We start from the raw sequence: 17,936 nt of genomic DNA on the forward strand, positions 1-17,936 counted from the left end.
GCAGACAGTGGATGTGGTGACGCACCAGCTCTCGACTATGGATTCGGCCCTATCGTTGGGATGGGGTTTCCCCGGGAACACCCGATCGTCCGGAATAGGACTGTAGTGGCGACACTCTCCGCGCCAACCTCCGACGAGACAATCACCTTGACAGCTACCGTGTCCCTCTATCGATGACTACGGTACGGTGCCCGTGATCATCTTCAAGAGGGCGGCCGCCGCTGTCGAGAGCAGCGTCGTAGCGAACGCGGCGCCAGCTGCGACAGCGAGGCCGGAGCCCCAAACCACGAATCTATTGACGCTGTAGATGTCCCCTACGCGATCGAGGCCTAGGCCAGCCGATCGCAAGGAGCGCACATCGAATGCGAATCCGAGGGCGATGAATACGATTAGTACCTGAAGGAGCCGCAAAAGCAGAATCCCTTGCAGCTGTCGCCCGTCGCGTTATTTGACGATGGCGGCGTCATCTTCGGTGACGATGTCCGGGTGTAAAAAAGCCCCGCCGGTGGATTCCGGCGGGGCTTTCATCGTCATGTTGACGTGGTGGTCGTCACTCGCGACGCGGGGTCACTCGCTGTTCTCGGTGATCGCCGATTGCGCCGCGGCCAGGTCGACGATCGCCTTGTCGGCGGCGTAGGTCGCGATCAGCGCGGCGACGGCGAGGTTGTTCACCGCCCGCGGATAGCCCCGCGAGGCGAGGTGGATGGCATGGATCGCGTCGTCGGAGAAGAGCGGGTCTGACCGCCCCGCGAACTTGAGGTGTTGCCGGATGTAATCCGTCGTGTCGCCGGCGCCCATCCCGGTGATTGTGTAACGCGTGGAGATGCGTTGATCCAGCGCCGAGAGCACCGCGAGTTTCAGCCGGCGGCGGAGTGTGGGCTGGCCGATGAGGAGCATTGCGAAGTGCGACCCCGTGTCCATGTCGCTGTTGGTGAGCATGCGGAGCGCTTCGAGGTCGGTGTTGGTGAGCAGGTGCGCTTCATCGATCACGACCACGGGCAGGCGGGCGCGTTCGTCGAGTTCCCCGGCGAGCAGCGTCGCGGTTTGCGAGGCGAGCACTCCGGAGAAGAACGCCGGGGTTCCGCCGAGCGCGGTGACGATGCGGGTGTGGATGCCGCGCATCGTGATCGTCGGGTCTGGGATGTAGATCACCTGATGCCGGGAGGGTTCTAGCCCGGCGAGAGCAGCGCGAACAGCGACGGTTTTCCCGGCGCCGACTTCACCACTGATCACCCCGAGCTGACGCTGACTGACACACCAATCGATGCGGGCGATCGCTTCCCGGTGCGAGGGGTGCGGGTGCAGGGCTTGCGGTGGAATGTCCCGGGCGAAGGGCATGCGGGTGAAGCCGTAGTGCGATTGCAACGTGTCGATACTCATCGGGTCACCTCCGAAACGGTCGGCACGAAGACGACCTTGCGGGCCGTCGCGGTGGACGCTTTGACGAAACTGATTGGCTCGCCAGCCATCGTGCCCTTATGGCGGGTCTCGACCAGGCGGAGGTAGTCGATGCCGGAGGCGGCGTTTTTCGCGCCGGTCTCGATGCTGTCGGCCGCGGCGGACGCGGCCTTCTTATGCACGTGCCGGCGAATTTCGCTGAGCACGGCTATGCCCGCCGGGACGCCGTTGCCGGCCGAGACGGTGATCAGCCCGGCGAGGTCGAAGGGGTCATAAACCAGTTCCACCCGTTTGCCGACGAGGAGCTGATCGACTTGGTAGGTGTTGGACTGCAACGACACCGTCGCGGACTTCGTCACCGTGCGGATCGTCGACCAGCGGAATGCCTCCGCGATGACGGTCTTCTCTTTCCGCACCGGGCGTCGTCCTGCCCAGCTGGCATCCCAGCGTTGCAGCGGGGTTTGCCCCGTCGTGGAGTGGACGGCCTGGTGGTAAACCATCTCCACCCACGACGTGAACAACGCATTCAACTCATCCAGCGACGTCACCATGCTGCCCACCCCGGCATCGACCTCGCCGGTCGCGGTGTCGACGGTGGTGATCTCGGTGAGGAATTGCGAGTTGACGGTGTTGAAGAACCGTTCGATCTTCCCGCGGCCCTGCGGACGATACGGCTTCGAATGCGTCAACCGGATTCCGAGGCGCGCGCAGGTCCGAGCGAGGGACTCGTCAACAAAAGCCGAGCCGTTATCGACGTAAATCGTGCCCGGGATACCGCGCGCTTCCAACGCCGGCCGGAGGGCCGCCGTGAGGCGGACGGAGTCTTCGGCGTAGGCCCACCGGCCTGCCGTCACCACGCGGGTGTGGTCGTCGAGGAACGCGAACAGATACGTTTTCCGCCCGTTGATCCGGGGCCCGTGGAGGCCGTCACCGACCCACATTTCGTTGGGGTAATCCGCCTCGAACCGGCCAAACACCTCGCGGACGCCGGTCGGGAGTTCCAGCGTGCGGAAGTGCCGCAGCAACGTCGACTCGCTCGGCGCGTCGCCGAGGGTGTCGATCATGATGCGCCGCACCTGCGCTGAGGTGCGGGCGGGCCGCTCCCGTTTCAGGGTCGCGGCCAAGGACAGGATCTGCGCCGGCGTCACGGCGCCCTGGGCGCGGCCGCGAGGTTTCAACGCGTCGAACCCGCCGGCCCGCCAAGCCCGAATCCACCGATCAATGGTGTCTTTGGAGACCGTCACCGTGCCGCCGAACGGACCCGGATGCACCAAAGCCGCGAGGTCCCTGACCATCGGACCGCGCTGACGCGTGGTGACCGCGGCATCGGCGGCAGCGCGGATCAGCTGATACCGGAACAGGGCGATCTTCTCCGTCCGGTCGCGGCGCACTGCCGTTTCCGACGGTGACCCTGCTGGCGGCGGCACGAGCAAAGACACGGCCGGGCGCGCCGGGGAAACCCGCGGCACCGCCGGCGGAACGATCGGCAGGCGTGCCGGTGGGATTGCGGGCATGAAGAGTCCTCTCAAACAGTGAACACGCCGATCACAGGGATATGGCCGGCGCTCCTGCCACCTTTCCCGCCGACCACGCCTTTGCGTAAGGGCCGATTGGTGTTGGGACCCGCAGCCCACCAGCTCGAGCAAAACAAGCGTCCGTTCGTCGTGGCGATCCCGGCCTGGATCCACGTCACCGCGACGGTCGCGGCAAACCGGCGCCCCAGTCCCGCGGCATACGCCATCAGCGCCGACAACGCCTCACCCCGGGCCGTGCCAGCAGGCTTGGGCCAGAGCACGACAGCGTCCGGCGCATCCCGCACCAACAAACCCGTGAACCTGTCCCCGATCGAAGCGGCCGACACGGCGAACGCGCGTAGCCAGCCGCGGACCGTCGAGACCGGTCTTCCGCAGCCCGCGGCAATCTTCCGGTGGCCCCAGCCCAGCGCTGCCTTCGCCTCGATCGCTGCCGCGATCACCTCAGCCGTATCGGCCCGCCGCGCGGCCAACCGCACCTCGAGGAGCACATGCGTGCCCTGGCATGCCGTGCACCGGGAACGGCGCGGCCGGAGCCTGCGGCCCGCCCAATCCGTGCCGAGGCCGTCCCGAATGACGCGGTCCCTCGCCCACCCCCACGGGCGCAACCGGCCACCACAATCAGGGCACGCTACGCGCCCGACCCGCAGGTCCAACTCGACAACAACAGAATCATGACTTACCGTGAGCATCAGCGCGGCCTTACGCGTCAGAACGGCCCGGCGTGATCCGCAAAGATCGCACGCCGGGCCATTCGTCTATCCGGACATCGTCAGCCTGACGCCGCCGACGAGCAGATACCAAATCCCGGCGCGCTAAAACCCATCGTCACCGGGGAAGACGCCTACGTCGTCATCCCGGGAGACGTACAACAGCAGCTCCGAAGTCCAGACGAACGGTATGAGGATCACGATGGATTCGGTCGCTAGTAGAACTGTTGCCGTGAGGACTGCTTTGCTTATTCCGCGCGCGCCTCGGATCACAGGGAACAGAAAGCCGAAGGCAAAACCGTAGATCGGAAACCGAAGACCGATGATTGACGCTAGGCCACTCGTCAGGACCCACGGCCCATTTGCATCGTCCGCCAACGAGAGAATGTAGCTCAAGGGGCCGAGGGCGAAGGGCAGACCTGCGACTGTTGCTACAACTGCACCGAAGGCCCCGCGGCGAAGGGCGCCACGAGGCGTTCCGCCCCAGCTCATGGCCTCGGCGTTGGTGAGATGGTCAGCGTAGTGGTGCTTCATAATCTCGGATTTTGTCGCGTCGAGTTCAGCCGCTTTGACCTCGCCGGTGGCGATTGATTTTCGAAGTGAGTCTGCATAGTCTCGGTTCATTCGACGCTCGCCAACGGTTCGGGCGAACTCGCGCACGCCCGAACCGATACTGGCATCGCTCGGCGTGAACCACCGTTCGTCGACGTTCTTGACCACGAGCAGGAGACCAGCCAGAACCGCACCGAGAAGCAAAGAAATCGGTAATCCGATGAAGGTTGTGGTGCGGAACAAAAGCACAACACCGACGAACACGAGGCCACGTCGTAACCACACGCCAACGTCTTTTCCTGCGCCCGACGTTCCCCCGATCAGCAGTACAGTGAGTGCGATGATGATCGGGTCAATGAAGACGCGTGTCATTCCCCACGCGTCGTTAACGCCGACGGGACTATCTGGGCTAAATATTCGGGGGCCAGTCGTGGCGATGGCGACCGTCGCGGTGGCTAGTATCAGCCCGCGACGTAGCGCACGATTGTGGACGTCGAGGATGCGCATAACGGAAGCCACCAGGGCTGATAGAGCTCCAGCGATCACAGCGACAACGACGATGTGAGCCGCGACGTCGGTCCAGAATAGGTTGTGGATCGACGTTAAGGCTATGAAAGCGCTCGCTAAGCATGCTGCCGCGAGCCCGCCAAGAAGCGAGAACGCTCCGCCAAGGGCGCCGCTGAACAAAGAGCCGCCGACAGCGACCGCTGCGAAACCAATGGCGAACAACGGTAGAACCTGTTCAAAAAGCGTCGATGGACTCATGGTCCGACTGACCGGTAGCGAAAGTAGAAGTGAGATCGAAGCTACGCCGACGATGACCAGAGCAACCGTGATTCCTGTCGGTAACTTTAAGGAAGAGCGTGGCGATGGACGCCTAGGAAAGAGCAAACTCCAGATCCATGGGAGAGCCGCAGCCAGCATCACCGTCGACAAATTGCCCTGAGCAAAGCCCGCGACGAGCCACTCGCCCTGCGAAGCGTCTCGCGGCCTGTCTAAAGCGTTCAGCTGGTCTCCCCATTCGCTCAAGGCGCGATCTAGGTAGTCTGAGAGCGTAGCCAAGGAGAAGATGCCTAAGGCAGCGACAAGCGGGCCGATCTGAGTCCATGGCTGCGGTGTGTGCTCTGGTGTCGGACTACCGCGTCGTCTGCTCCTGAAAAGCCAAACGTAGAGGAGTATCCAAATGCCAGAGGCCCAGACCAATGATCCGAATCCGTACCTGTCTAACCAATTGCCTGCGACTGAAGGGGGTGGCTGCACGTCCGAAAGTGCGCCAGCCTGAGTGAAATTGAAACTCACACTTTCCCCAAGATTGCCACCGATTGGTACGACATCGGCTGTTTTCGCAGTTTGGGCGGCGATGAGCTCTCTCGGTCGCGCGCTGGTTAGATCCCATTGGTCTTCAAGCGCAAACCGTACATCTGCTTCTGCTGAGTAAGGGGGCCTGTAGGTCAGGACGAAGGGCACACGAAATTCATGCAGATTTTCTGACACCCATTGGAATGCGAGTGATGCTTGGTCCTGATCGGTGGCGGTAGTCACTATCAAAGGCGTCGGCCGTAGTTCCAGATAGCCCGAGTTGCCGGAAAGTTCGATATACCCTGTCGCCGCGCCGATCGCCATCGGGTAGTCCCGCACCCACGCGAGTACATCGTCACGCAGTATTGCATCGTCGGCGTGCACCGTAAGATCGACCGTCACGATGACCCGGTCATCCGCAGCGACGTTGATAGCAATCTCACGTCCATCGGCTGATGCCCCATATACTGCTTGCCGCAATCGGTCGTTTTCAAGATCACCCACTGAGCCGAACCGCGCGCTACTTGCGGCCGAGACGGAGATCGTACCGAGCAGCAGAAGCGCTGACCCAAGCACTAATGAGATGGTTCTAAAAACCACTGGTTTCAACTTAGGCGCCGAGACCATCTCTGCTCCCTTTCATGCCGAGGAACTAGCTGGAAGATAGCAGGGAAACCGACTCCGCACTAGTGACGCAGCCGCGCCGTGCGCCACCTCACGAACGGCTGGGTTGTCACCGATGATCGTTTTAGTCGTGGCTTCATGGCCTGGTCAATTCCTGTCATCGCAATCCAGTTAGCGATGACCGAAACCAGCGTTGAAATCATCGCGCGCAGCATCACCGGGAGTGTCTCAGTAACGGTGTTTCCGGCGTTTTTCGTTAGTAGGATTCGGCGTTCGGCCAGCGCTCCTGAAACGTGATGGCGAAGGCGTTGAGAGCTGGCTTCCAATGCATCGTCCACCTTGTTCGGCCCACCCCGGTGGGGTCGAGACTGCGGGTCACGAGGTACAAGCATTTTAGAGCCGCTTGTTCGGTGGGGAAATGTCCTCGAGCTCGCACTGCTCGCCGGTAGCGGGCGTTGAGCGATTCGATCGCGTTGGTGGAGCAGATTACCTGGCGAATCTCGGGGTCATACGACAGGAACGGGGTGAATTCTTCCCACCCCGATTCCCAGAGCCTGATAATCGCACCGTACTTCTTGCCCCAGGTTTCGGTCAGATCGTCCAACGCTGCGCGGGCGGCATCGACAGAGCAGCGGTCTAGGTCGGTTTCACGGCCCGTTTCAGTGTGTCCCAGTCCTTCTTCGACGCGAGCCTGAACGTGTTCCGAAGCAGGTGAATGACACACGTTTGCACCATCGTCAGCGGCCAGACGTTTCCCACGACGTCGTGCAGTCCTTTCAGACCGTCCCAGATCTTCACCACGATCGCGTCAATAAGGATCGCCGCGTAGACGCGGCGGTTTCTAATGGTCGTTGCGAATCGGGTATGTTCTTGTGCGGTGTCCTAAGTGTCGCATAGCGCGCTCGGGTGAGATATCTCCTAGGCAGGTGCGAGGCCGGTCGTTGAGTTCGTCGGCGACGGTGTTGAGATATTCTTGGTCCCAACGATTCAGATCGGTGCCCTTGGGAAAGTATTGACGAAGGAGCCCGTTGGTGTTCTCGTTCGTGCCGCGCTGCCATGGCGAATGAGGATCGGCGAAGTAGATCTGGAGTCCGGTCTCGGGGTGCCTGAATCGTCACGGGCCCGGTCGTGGGACTGATGACCGTTTTGGGTCGGGTTCCGTTTCTCACGTTGGTGTCGTCGCGCTCGTCCGGCACCCGGTTCTTCTCAGGGCCGAGGTGATCGTTCATTTCCTCGTTCAGCGCCGTCTCAAGAAATGTTTTCGTGAACTGGCCCAGCAGCCCATTCGGACCATCCAGGGCCAGCCCTTGCTCTTGGGCCAGGCGCACCCATTCCTTCGCGGCCACCTCCTCACGGGTGGGCTCAGTTTTTGTCTTCTTCGTCACAGCGTCAGGTGTCGTCATCGCGGCACCTTTCCCGCCAGACCCAAGTCCAGCGTGTTAGGCCGGAAACACCGTTTAAGAGACAGTCCCTTCTCGCTGGCGAATCCATTTATGCATGCCACGGTCTGTGATTCTTGCTGCGGGGAGATAAGGACTTGGACCTGGATTCTGGGCCGGACGGTGTGCTTTCTGGCGAGTCGGTTTTGGCGATTCCTGAGGAAGGTGCCGGCGACGGGCCTGGTTAGTGTGCTTCAAGCTCGGTTTTCCGGTTTTCCGGTTTCGCGGTCACTAGCCGGGATCCACCGGTAGAGGGTCGGGATCGAGCCCCCGACGTTGTGGGGGATATCGGCGGCGGAGATGCCTTGGGCGAGCAGTTGCCTCGCGTCCGTGATCTTGCGGTTGGTCATGACGCGTTTGCGAGCGGCCTCGAGCCCGGCGCGGGTGCGTTCGACGGTGAGTGCTCGTTCCATTAGGGCGAGGGCGGCCATGACGTGGAAGAAGATTCGGCCCGCAGCGGTCGTCATTTCGATTTGATCGGTGAGGGAGCGGAACCCGACGCGGCGTGCTCGAGAGGGTCGGTGAAGGCGATGAGGTTCTTCACGGGCGCAGGGTCGTCGCTCGGACCACGTACGGCAGCAGCGCCGATGCGAACAGCCGGCTCACCCGCGCCGGGATCGAGGCCACCAGCGTCGTCGGAATCTCCCGTCCTGTTCTGTGTAGAGATACACTGTCTGTGTTATCGGGGTTCTCTGATGACGGGCTGACCCACCGTATCGGGCGAGAAAAAGGGAGAATTCGGTGGACGAACCTGAAGCCGCGTCCGAATGGCTCACCGTCGGCGCGCGCATCCGCGCATCACGGGAGGCCGCCGGCATGAGCATCCGCGAGCTCGGGCGCCGCATCGACGTCTCGGCCAGCCATGTCTCCCAGGTCGAGCGGGGGCTGGCCGCCTTCAGCGTGCGGGCTCTCTACAACGTCGTCAGCGCGCTGGGCATCTCGATGGACAGCCTCTTCGAAGCGGCCGCGACGACCGAGGGCGAGCCGATCGTGCCGCTCGAGGGGGTCGTCGCGACGGCGCAGAATACCTCGCTTGACGAGGCGGGCATTGTGCTGCGCGGCAACGCACGCCCGACAATCCGCCTCAAATTCGGCCCACGCTGGGAGCGGCTCACCCCGCGTGCCGAAGACGGCGCCGAATTCATCGAGGTGGTCTACGACTCCGCGCCGGGAACCCAGCCGCCGGAGGACTTCATCCGCCACGGCGGGCGCGAGTACGGTGTCATTGTCTCGGGAACGCTCAACGCGCAGGTGGGATTCAGCCAGACCCAAATGCATGTCGGGGACTCGATCGCCTTCGATTCGCGCATCCCGCATCGCTTCTGGAACAGCTCGACCGAGCCGGTCAGGGCGGTGTGGCTCGTTCTAGATGAGCGGGGAGACTCTGGCGCACGCGGTGCCGCGGCGAGTTCCACTGAGCGGCATTCCAGCTTCTGACTCCGCGGCCACGGGCGGATTCTGCCTGTCGACCGGCAGTGGTTTTTTAAATTACAGCGGTCTTGCTTTCCATTGGATCCAACCACTAGTGTGGTCCACAGGTTGACACCTTATGTGTGAACCATTCCGCACAACCAATGGAGGTTGACAGTCGTGGCTGATCTAACAGGCAAGGTAATTCTCGTAACCGGCGGAGGTTCCGGCATCGGAGCTGGCATCGCCAAGGTGGTCGCCGAACACGGTGCGCAGGTGGTCATCACCGATATTCGGCTCGAGGCTGCCGAGAGCATCGCGACGGAGATCACCTCGGCCGGCGGACTCGCCCTCGGCCTCCAGCACGACGTGACGAGCGGCGATTCCAGCCGCGGTGTCGTGGCGGATGCGACGAAGCGTTTCGGCCGGGTCGATGGACTCGTGAACAACGCCGGCATCTCGAACCGCGTTCCGTTCAACGAGATGGACGAGGACGAGTGGAACCGCGTCATCAATGTGAACCTCAACGGGGTCTTCCACACCACCAGGGCGGTCGTGGATCAGATGATCGAACGCCGCTCCGGACGTATTGTCTCGAACGCCTCCTTCGTGGGGCTCCGCGGCATCCCGCTATTCAGCCACTACTGTGCCAGCAAATTCGGTGTGATGGGCCTCACCCAGTCGCTCGCCGTTGAGCTCGCCCCCTACGACATCACCGTGAATGCCGTGCTGCCCGGCGTCGTGCGCACGCCGCTCTGGGAGCCGATGCTCGACAAGGCCGCGGCGGCCGGCGGCATCACCCGGGAAGAGGCATGGGCAGGCGCGATCGCGCCGATTCCGCTCGGCCGTCCGCAGGAGCCGGACGACATCGGTGAGGCAGTTGCCTTCCTGTTGTCCGACAAAGCGCGCAACATCACGGGCGCGTCGATGAACGTCACTGGCGGGCAGCTGCTCCACTAATCTCTCGCACAGTTCGATCTCACCTGCGGCAAAGGAGCCCCTGCACATGAGTACAGCACGAGACGCTCAACCGGTTCGAAAAACGGTTATTGAAGCGCACGACATCGTCAAGCGGTTCGGCGGTGCCGTCGCCGTCGACCAGGTCGGTATAACCGTCGCCGCAGGTGAGATCCACGCCGTCGTCGGAGAGAACGGCGCAGGCAAATCGACGCTGATGCGCATCCTCGCCGGCATCCTGACACCGGACAGTGGCGGGGTCAGCGTCGATGGGAAACTCCTGGAACCGGGAGCGAAGGCCTCACTGGAGGCAGGAATCGCCCTGGTGCACCAGGAGCTCAGCCTCATCCCCGAGATGACGGTCGCCGAGAACATCCTGCTCGGGGTGACGCCGACGAAATTCGGTGTGATCGACTCGGCCCGCCAGCGGAAGATCGCCGGCGACGCGCTCGACCAGATCGGCGTCTCCGTCGACCTCAACGAGCCCGTGTCCCGGCTCTCGATGGCACTGCGCCAGTTTGTCGAGATTGCCCGCGCGGTCGCCCGAAACCCGCGGGTTCTCATTCTCGATGAACCCACCGCCACGCTGACTCCGGCCGAGACCGATTATCTGCTCAGCATGCTCCAGCGGCTGGCCGCCAGGGGCCTGGCGATCATCTACATCTCCCACCGGATTCCCGAGGTGTTCCGAATCTGCGAGCGGGCCACGATCCTCCGCGACGGCCAGGTCGTCGAGGTCATGACCATCGCCGAGACTAGTCCGAACGCCGTCATCGACAAGATGGTCGGCCGGGAGCTCAAGCTCGATCTGCAGACCCGCCGGGTGGCCGATCCGGGGGCCGTCGTACTCTCGGCGCGCGGCATTCGAGCGGCACGGGTCAACGGCATCGACCTCGACGTTCGCGCTGGCGAAATCGTCGGCATCGGCGGACTCGTCGGTGCGGGCCGCAGCGAGCTCGTGCGAGCGATAATCGGCGTGGACCCCCGCACGGCCGGCACCGCGACCATCACCATCGACGGCGAAACCAAGAACATCAACGGGTACGGGCATGCGGTCCGCAGCGGTATCGCATTCATCCCGGAGGAGCGCCGAACGGAGGGGCTCGCGCTCGATATGACCGTGGCTGAGAACATCACACTTCCCAACCGAGCGGCTCTCTCCACAGGAGGGTTTCTGCAACGAGGAAAGATCGCCGAGTTCGCGATGCGGCTCGCGAACACCGTCGGACTCCGACCGCCCGAGGTAGACCGAGCGGCCGGCCAGTACAGCGGCGGTAACCAGCAGAAGGTCGTCATCGCCAAGTGGCTGGGTCGGGAGCCGAAACTGATCGTGCTCGACGAACCCACCCGCGGAGTGGACGTCGGAGCCAAGTCCGAAATCCACCGCTTGTTGCGGGAGCTCGCCGACCAGGGCACTGCGGTGCTCGTTGTCAGCTCCGACCTGCCTGAGTTGCTCGAACTGTCCGACGTCATCCATGTCGTCAGAGACGGCCGCATTATGGGAACGCTCTCGCCCGATGAAGCAAACGAACGGTCGGTCATGGCGCTGGCTGCAGGAGAAAGGGTGGCGAGTTCCTCATGACTCATACCGAGATAATCAAGACGCCGACACTGGCGAGTACACGAGGCGGGTCAGGGAACAGCGCCTCGAAAATGGTCGCCTGGGTAGCCAGCCGCGGTATTTTCATCTTCACCGCGGTACTGCTGGTCTTCTCCGCGATCTTCGTGAACGGGTTCGCCAGCTCGGTGAACATCATCGACGTTTTCCACCGCGCGTCCGCCATTGGTATCGTCGCCATCGGCATGACATTCGTCGTGATCAGCGCGAACTACATCGACCTGTCGGTCGTGGCGCAGATCGCAACCTCCGGTGTGATCCTGATGGCGCTGAGCCCGACCTACGGCGTTCTCGGAGCGATGGCGATCGCCTTGTTCTTCGCCCTGCTGTACGGCCTGGTCAACGGCATCTCCGTGGGATTCCTCAAGGCGAATGCCGTGGTGGTCACCCTCGGAACGACCGGGATCGGGGCCGGTATCCTGAGCCTCGTCACCGGCGGTACGATTTACTACGGGCCGACCGGCGGACCGATTGACGCATTTGGAGATGCCCGGGTGGGCCCCTTTCCGCTCAGCGCCTTCGTGCTCATCGTCGTCGCTATCGTCGCGGGTATCGTGCTCTCGCGCACCAAGTTCGGCTTCATGATCCGCTCGTACGGTTCCAACAAGCAAGCCACGCGACTTGCCGGAGTGAACAGTGGCGGAGTCGTCGTCGGCGCCTTCGTGCTGACCGCTCTGGCCGCGATGATCGCCGGGTTCGTGCTCGCCGCCTACTCCAACACCGCGGTGTCGACCATGAGTGAGGGTTACGACTTCCGGGCGCTGGCGGCCGTGATCATCGGTGGCAACAGCCTCTTCGGCGGGCGCGGAAGTATTTTCCGAACCTTCATCGGCGTCATATTCATCAGTGTGCTCTCGAACATTTTAGTTCTCTCCGGGTTCTCCTTCGCCTGGCAACAGTTGGTCACCGGTGCGGTCATCGTCTTTGCCGTTGCACTGGATGCCCTGGCACGAAAGGCGGAAAAGCGATGAGTACGATCAAGCTTCAGGAAACGCAGACGGGTACCTGGAACCGCGTCAAGAACACGGTGGCGCGTCGCACCGAGGGCCGGGCAGTCGTTCTGCTCATCCTCGTGATTGTCGTCATCGCCATGCAGCAGCCCATCGTCTTCAATGCGTACGGTGTCAGTCTCGCCCGGGTCGCACTCGTCGGCATGGTCGCGCTGGGCCTGACCCTCGTGGTGCTGCAGGGTGAACTCGACCTGAGCGTGGGCAGCACGCTCGCCCTGACCGGCGTGGTTGTGGCGACCATCCCGGACCTGGGGCTCGGAATCATTGTCGGCCTCATAACCGGTCTGGTGATCGGGGCGCTCAACGCCTTCCTCATCGTGATCGTGGGGGTGAACTCGTTCATCGCCACCCTGGGCACGCTCTTCGCCCTTCGCGGACTCGCATTCGTGCTCAGCGACGGGCGGCCGGTACGAGTCACCGACATCGACTCGGCGCTCGCCTTTGGCCGGCAACTGCTCGGACCGCTCACCCCACGCGTGCTCGTCTTCATTCTGCTGTTCATCGCGCTGCACTTCTTCATCTCCCGGATGCGTGCGGGCCGTGAGTTCTACGCCGTCGGTGGCAACCGCCAGGCTGCGATCGATGCTGGCATCCCGGTGAAGCTGCGACTGTTCACCGCGTTCATGCTCTGCGGCTTCGTGGCAGCGCTCGCCGGCGTCATCAACACGCTCGAGCTCACCGCCGCCGATCCGACCGCTGGATCGAGCGTGCTGCTGGCGAGCTTCGCCGCCGTCATCATCGGCGGCAACCTGCTCAACGGCGGCCGCGGCTCGCTCGTCGGAACCATGATCGGCGCCTTCGCGCTCGGCCTCATGCAGGTCGGGCTGACCTTCGCGGGAACACCCCGTGAAGTGCAGGACGTGCTGATCGGCATCATCCTGCTCGTGGCAATCACGACAGAACCCAACAATCTTCGTGCTCTCTCCGGGCGCTTCCAGAGGCTCACCCAGAGAAAAGCGAACGCTTCAGCGTAACGCGGCACTGAGTCACCATCCGGTGGCGCACTGAGAAACGAACAAGAAAGAAGCATATGATGCGAAATTCTCGAGTAGTACTAGTGAGTGTATTGGCCGTGGCAGGACTGGCCCTGAGCGGTTGTTCGGCTAGCAACGGAGCGGATGCGGGCAGCGACGCCGGCACCGACGGCGGCTACAACGTCTATGCTCTGCTTCCCCAGGGCAATGACCAGCCCTACGGCACCAACTACCTCAAGGCAATGAACGCAGCAGCCGCCGATATGGGTGTCAACCTCACCATCACGAACGCGGAGTACGACTCGGCAAAGCAGGCGAACGAGTGCTCCGTGGCCATCGCGTCCAAGCCTGATGGAATCATCCTCTGGCCGGCCGCGGTTGACACCATCCGTCCGTGCCTCGAAGCGGCCAAGGCCGCCGGAATCCCCGTGAATGCCTCGAATTCGGACGTCTTGCCCGAGGACAAGTCCTTGGTCGGCACCTACACCGGCCCCTCAAACGACGGCGTCGGCCGGGCAGCGGCCAAGCTCATCGGCGACGTGCTCGGCGACAAGGGCGGCAACATCATCATCGTGCAGGGACTCTCCGGAAACTCCACGGCCATCGACCGTGAGGCCGGCTTCCGGGACGAGCTCGCCGCGAGCTACCCGAACGTCACGGTCATCGGCCAGCAGCCGGGCGACTGGGCCAAGGACGTTGCACTGACCGTGACGTCGGAAATGCTCACAAGCCTCGGCGAAGAGAACATCGACGCAATCTACGCCGTGGATGACACTATGGCCGCTGGCGCGATCGAGGCCATGGAGAACCGCGGCATCGACCCGACCACCATTCCGGTCGTCGGAACCGGCAACACGGAACTGGGCCAGCCCAACGTTCTCTCGGGCAAGCAGTACGGGACCCTGTTCCAGTCCCCGGTGTGGGACGGCGAGAATGCCGTCAAGTACATCGTTGAAGCGATCGACGGAAAGACACTGGAGCCGAACTACTTCATGCCGGTACCCGAGATCACCAAGGAGAATGCAGCCGACTACCCCGCCGAGTGGTAACCAACGCATGACAGCCCCGGGTGGGCGCTGACGGCGCCCGCCCGGGGATTCGCATTTCCACACTCTTTCAGGAGAAGCAAATGACTTTGTCTTTCGACCGCGCGGTGCCGGAATCCGCACTAAATTTCGATAACAGGATGATTCCTGCCCCGGGCCACATGGCGGTGGATTACGAGAAGCGGGTCGATTTCGACCGCTTGCGCCGCTACCGTCTCGGCCGGGCGATGGACTCACTTGAGGCGAGCGAGTGTGGCGCCTTCCTACTATTCGACTTCTACAACATCCGTTACACGACCCAGACTTGGATCGGCGGTGCCCTGGGCGACAAGATGTCGCGGTACGCGCTGCTCGGCCGGGACGGCAAGCCACACCTGTGGGACTTCGGTTCGGCGGCCAAACATCACCGCATGTTCGCGCCCTGGCTGGAACAAGACCACAGTCACGCTGGCATGCTCGGGCTCCGCGGCGCGATCGCGCCGGAGGCGGGTTTGATGCGTGACGCTGTGAAGGTCATCAAGGGACTGCTCACCGATGCGGGCGTCGCCAATCTCCCGGTTGGTGTCGATATCGTCGAGCCGGCTTTCCTGTTCGAGATGCAGGCGCAGGGGCTCAAGGTCGTCGATATCCAGCAGTCGATGCTGGATGCCCGGTCGATCAAGTCCGTCGACGAAATTATGCTGCTCAGCCAGGCCGCGGCGATGGTCGACGGTGTCTATCAGGACATCTCCGAGGCCTTGCGTCCTGGTATTCGCGAGAACGAGATTGTCGCGCTCGCGAGCAAGCGGCTTTATGAGATGGGGTCGGACCAGGTCGAGGCGATCAACGCGGTCTCGGGTGAACGGTGCAACCCGCATCCGCACAACTTCTCCGACCGCCTCATCCGCCCCGGTGACCAGGCGTTCTTCGATATCATTCACTCGTTCAACGGGTACCGCACCTGTTACTACCGCACTTTCTCGGTCGGCAGCTCCACTCCGAGCCAGCATGATGCCTATACCAAAGCCCGGGAATGGATGGATGCCGCGATTAATAAGGTCGCTGATGGCGTCGGAACCGACGAGGTCGCGCTGCTCTGGCCCAAGGCGACTGATCTGGGCTTCGCCAACGAGATGGAGGCGTTCGGCCTGCAGTTCGGGCACGGCCTCGGCCTGGGCTTGCACGAACGCCCGATCATCTCGAGGCTGAACAGTCTCGAGCATCCCGTCGAGATCAAGGCCGGTATGGTCTTCGCACTGGAGACCTACTGCCCGGCCTCCGACGGCGTCTCGGCCGCCCGGATCGAAGAGGAGGTCGTGATCACAAACAACGGCGCGCAGGTGCTCACGAAGTTCCCTGCCCAGGAGCTTTTCGTTGCCAACCCGTACAAGAAGTTCTACTGATCGCGCGGGCGCACACAGATGGGGCGGGCCCGCGGGCCCGCCCCATCTGTGTGCCGTCTCTCAGCGCCGCCGAATCAGGCCTTCCACACTGTCTTCAGGTTGCAGAACTCCTGGATTCCCGCGGCGGCGAGCTCTCGCCCGTAGCCGGAGTCTTTGATGCCGCCGAACGGCAGCTCCGGGTACGACACTGTCATACCGTTGATGAAGACCGCGCCGGCATCCACCGCGCGCACGAAGAACGACTCCTCGGTGGCGTCGTGGGTCCAGACTGAGGAGCTCAGGCCGAAGGTCGTCTGGTTGGCGATCGCGACGGCCTCGTCGCGGTCGGCGACCCGGTACAGCGTGGCGACCGGCCCGAAGGCCTCCTCCATCACGAGGCGCATGTCGTTCGTGAGTCCGGCGAGCACGGTTGGTTCGTAGAACCAGCCGGCGCGGTCGGGCACCCGGCCGCCGGTGACGACTGTGGCGCCCTTCGCCACGGCATCCGCCACGAGCTCCGCGATCTCGTCGCGGCCGGACTCGGTCGCGAGCGGGCCGACGTCGGTGGCCTCGTCCTTCGGGTCACCGACGGTGAGCGCGGCCATCTTCTCGCCGAAGAGGCGGGTGAACTCGTCGTAGACGTCGCTGTGCACGATGAACCGTTTCCCGGCGATGCAGGATTGGCCGTTGTTTGATACCCGCGCCTTCACCGCGGTGCTGGATGCCGCGTCAAGGTCAGCCGAGGGCATGACGATGAACGGGTCGGATCCGCCGAGCTCGAGCACGGCCTTCTTCACCTGCTCGCCGGCGACGGTGGCGACTGAGCGACCGGCGGGCTCGGAGCCGGTGAGGGTCACGGCCTTGACCCTCGGGTCCTGAATCACCGCGGCGACCTCGCGGGCGCCGATGAGCAGCGTGCGGAAGGAGCCGGTCGGGAATCCGCCGCGCTCGAACAGGGTGTCGAGGTAGATCGCGGTCTGCGGCACGTTCGAGGCGTGCTTGAGTAGGCCCGTGTTGCCGGCCATGAGCGCGGGCGCGGCGAAGCGGATGACCTGCCAGAGCGGGTAGTTCCACGGCATCACGGCGAGCACGACGCCGAGCGGGTCGTACCGCGTCCAGGCGCTGGTCGCGTTCACGGCGGCGGGGTCGGCGAGCTGCTCGTCGGCGAGGAATGAGGAGGCGTGCTCGGCGTAGAAGCGCATGTTTTTCGCGCATTTGAGCACTTCGGCCCGGGACTGCGCGATGGGCTTGCCCATCTCCACCGTCAGCAGCGTCGCGAGCTCGTCGAGGTCGCCCTCGATCAGCTCGGCGGCGGCCCGCATCCAGCCGGCCCGCTCGGGGTAGTCGGTGGCGCGCAGGGCCGCGTGGGCGGCATCCGCCTCGCCGATCCGGTGCTCGATCTCCTCGGCGGTGTGCGCCTCGAACTCCTGCTCTGTCAGTCCTGTGGTGGGGTTTACGGTCGCGATCGCCATGGGGTGCCTTTCATTTGGAGTGTGCCTCTCGGCTCGTGGGGAGGTCGAAGACCTCCGGATGCCGCGCGAGCTGGAGCCGGGTACGGCGGATGTGTGACTCGACGACGCGCTCGGCGCCGTCTGCGTCGCCCTCGCGCAGGGCTGTCGTGAGCAGGTGGTGCTCGTCGTGCATGATCCGCCGACGGTCGTCGTCGAGGAGCATGGTGTAGGCGCGGCGGTAGAACTGGGTGGAGTTCCAGAGCCGGCGCACGAGGTCGCCGAGAATATGGGTGCCGCTGGGCTCGTAGGAGGAGAGGTGGAATTCGCGGTCGAGCCGCAGGAACTCGTCGACCTCGGTCGTGTCCTCCATGGCCTGGGCCAGCTCATCGAGCAGGTCGAGCCGGGCGTCGTCGAGGTGGGGCATCGCGTAGCGGAGCAGGAGCGGTTCGAGGCGCTCACGGGTCTGGTAGATCTCCTCGCAGTCGGCGAGGGTCAGCCGGTTGACCCAGGCGCCCGTGTTGGCGACGAGGTGGACGAGTCCGTCGGACTCCAGGG

13 protein-coding genes and 4 pseudogenes are annotated in these 17,936 nt (G+C 63.5%); 7 read left to right on the top strand and 10 right to left on the bottom strand.

Features of this window, described 5'->3' with window-relative positions:
- Positions 1 to 567: 567 nt before the first annotated feature.
- The 8 genes and pseudogenes from EDD25_RS16725 to EDD25_RS16755 all read right to left on the bottom strand — a co-directional run.
- The gene (locus tag EDD25_RS16725) at positions 568 to 1,380 is read right to left on the bottom strand and encodes an ExeA family protein (RefSeq protein ID WP_134174958.1); all 813 of its coding nucleotides are present in this window, start codon (positions 1,378 to 1,380) and stop codon (positions 568 to 570) included.
- Positions 1,377 to 2,912 carry a DDE-type integrase/transposase/recombinase gene (locus EDD25_RS16730; RefSeq protein WP_208325248.1) on the bottom strand — a complete coding sequence of 512 codons (1,536 nt, stop codon included), beginning with the start codon at positions 2,910 to 2,912 and terminating at the stop codon, positions 1,377 to 1,379. The genes EDD25_RS16725 and EDD25_RS16730 overlap by 4 nt, the downstream gene beginning before the upstream one ends.
- 11 nt (positions 2,913 to 2,923) lie before the next feature.
- The gene (locus tag EDD25_RS16735) at positions 2,924 to 3,421 is read right to left on the bottom strand and encodes a hypothetical protein (protein ID WP_134174960.1); all 498 of its coding nucleotides are present in this window, start codon (positions 3,419 to 3,421) and stop codon (positions 2,924 to 2,926) included.
- A gap of 324 nt (positions 3,422 to 3,745) precedes the next feature.
- Complete coding sequence (locus EDD25_RS16740) at positions 3,746 to 5,995, bottom strand: hypothetical protein (protein WP_134174962.1); 2,250 nt, start codon at positions 5,993 to 5,995, stop codon at positions 3,746 to 3,748.
- Between the two features lie 376 nt (positions 5,996 to 6,371).
- Positions 6,372 to 6,967: pseudogene (locus EDD25_RS16745) on the bottom strand (transposase); the annotation flags it as partial.
- Positions 6,957 to 7,214: pseudogene (locus EDD25_RS17650) on the bottom strand (IS30 family transposase); the annotation flags it as partial. The pseudogenes EDD25_RS16745 and EDD25_RS17650, both read right to left, overlap by 11 nt.
- Positions 7,207 to 7,500, bottom strand: a pseudogene (locus EDD25_RS18085) (transposase); the annotation flags it as partial. The pseudogenes EDD25_RS18085 and EDD25_RS17650, both read right to left, overlap by 8 nt.
- Before the next feature lie 248 nt (positions 7,501 to 7,748).
- A pseudogene (locus EDD25_RS16755) lies at positions 7,749 to 8,054 on the bottom strand (recombinase family protein); the annotation flags it as partial.
- 241 nt (positions 8,055 to 8,295) lie between these two features.
- Between EDD25_RS16755 and EDD25_RS16760 the strand changes: the two are divergent.
- The 7 genes from EDD25_RS16760 to EDD25_RS16790 all read left to right on the top strand — a co-directional run bounded on the left by EDD25_RS16760 (position 8,296) and on the right by EDD25_RS16790 (position 15,951).
- Positions 8,296 to 8,991: a helix-turn-helix domain-containing protein gene (locus EDD25_RS16760; protein ID WP_241986255.1), complete on the top strand. Its 696-nt coding sequence runs from the start codon at positions 8,296 to 8,298 to the stop codon at positions 8,989 to 8,991.
- A gap of 153 nt (positions 8,992 to 9,144) precedes the next feature.
- Positions 9,145 to 9,924, top strand: coding sequence for an SDR family NAD(P)-dependent oxidoreductase (locus tag EDD25_RS16765; protein ID WP_166671336.1), 780 nt, complete (start codon positions 9,145 to 9,147; stop codon positions 9,922 to 9,924).
- Positions 9,925 to 9,970: 46 nt separating this feature from the next.
- The gene (locus EDD25_RS16770) at positions 9,971 to 11,503 is read left to right on the top strand and encodes a sugar ABC transporter ATP-binding protein (RefSeq protein ID WP_134174970.1); all 1,533 of its coding nucleotides are present in this window, start codon (positions 9,971 to 9,973) and stop codon (positions 11,501 to 11,503) included.
- A 71-nt stretch (positions 11,504 to 11,574) separates the two neighbouring features.
- Entirely contained in the window at positions 11,575 to 12,510 is a 936-nt protein-coding gene (locus tag EDD25_RS16775; protein ID WP_198418818.1) for an ABC transporter permease, read from the top strand.
- Entirely contained in the window at positions 12,507 to 13,523 is a 1,017-nt protein-coding gene (locus EDD25_RS16780) for an ABC transporter permease (protein WP_134174974.1), read from the top strand. Before EDD25_RS16775 ends, EDD25_RS16780 begins: the two co-directional genes overlap by 4 nt.
- Positions 13,524 to 13,606: 83 nt before the next feature.
- Positions 13,607 to 14,572 carry a sugar ABC transporter substrate-binding protein gene (locus EDD25_RS16785; RefSeq protein ID WP_241986256.1) on the top strand — a complete coding sequence of 322 codons (966 nt, stop codon included), beginning with the start codon at positions 13,607 to 13,609 and terminating at the stop codon, positions 14,570 to 14,572.
- Between the two features lie 80 nt (positions 14,573 to 14,652).
- Positions 14,653 to 15,951 carry a M24 family metallopeptidase gene (locus EDD25_RS16790; protein WP_134174976.1) on the top strand — a complete coding sequence of 433 codons (1,299 nt, stop codon included), beginning with the start codon at positions 14,653 to 14,655 and terminating at the stop codon, positions 15,949 to 15,951.
- 74 nt (positions 15,952 to 16,025) lie between these two features.
- Here the strand turns inward: EDD25_RS16790 and EDD25_RS16795 are convergent, their stop codons facing one another.
- Both EDD25_RS16795 and EDD25_RS16800 read right to left on the bottom strand, forming a co-directional pair.
- Positions 16,026 to 17,402 (bottom strand): NADP-dependent succinic semialdehyde dehydrogenase, encoded by a 1,377-nt coding sequence (locus EDD25_RS16795; protein WP_134172445.1) that lies wholly within the window; start codon positions 17,400 to 17,402, stop codon positions 16,026 to 16,028.
- A 10-nt stretch (positions 17,403 to 17,412) separates the two neighbouring features.
- Positions 17,413 to 17,936 (bottom strand): GntR family transcriptional regulator (locus tag EDD25_RS16800; RefSeq protein ID WP_134174978.1); only part of this gene is annotated, 524 nt, incomplete at its 5' end.

Source organism: Cryobacterium psychrophilum (assembly GCF_004365915.1).
GTDB lineage: Bacteria > Actinomycetota > Actinomycetes > Actinomycetales > Microbacteriaceae > Cryobacterium > Cryobacterium psychrophilum.

Bases quoted from the DNA above. Each gene is read 5' to 3' on its own strand.
- EDD25_RS16795 (WP_134172445.1), bottom strand. From the start codon at position 17,402: ATGGCGATCGCGACCGTAAACCCCACCACAGGACTGACAGAGCAGGAG.
- EDD25_RS16730 (WP_208325248.1), bottom strand. From the start codon at position 2,912: ATGCCCGCAATCCCACCGGCACGCCTGCCGATCGTTCCGCCGGCGGTG.
- EDD25_RS16770 (WP_134174970.1), top strand. From the start codon at position 9,971: ATGAGTACAGCACGAGACGCTCAACCGGTTCGAAAAACGGTTATTGAA.
- EDD25_RS16780 (WP_134174974.1), top strand. From the start codon at position 12,507: ATGAGTACGATCAAGCTTCAGGAAACGCAGACGGGTACCTGGAACCGC.
- EDD25_RS16775 (WP_198418818.1), top strand. From the start codon at position 11,575: ATGGTCGCCTGGGTAGCCAGCCGCGGTATTTTCATCTTCACCGCGGTA.
- EDD25_RS16725 (WP_134174958.1), bottom strand. From the start codon at position 1,380: ATGAGTATCGACACGTTGCAATCGCACTACGGCTTCACCCGCATGCCC.
- EDD25_RS16790 (WP_134174976.1), top strand. From the start codon at position 14,653: ATGACTTTGTCTTTCGACCGCGCGGTGCCGGAATCCGCACTAAATTTC.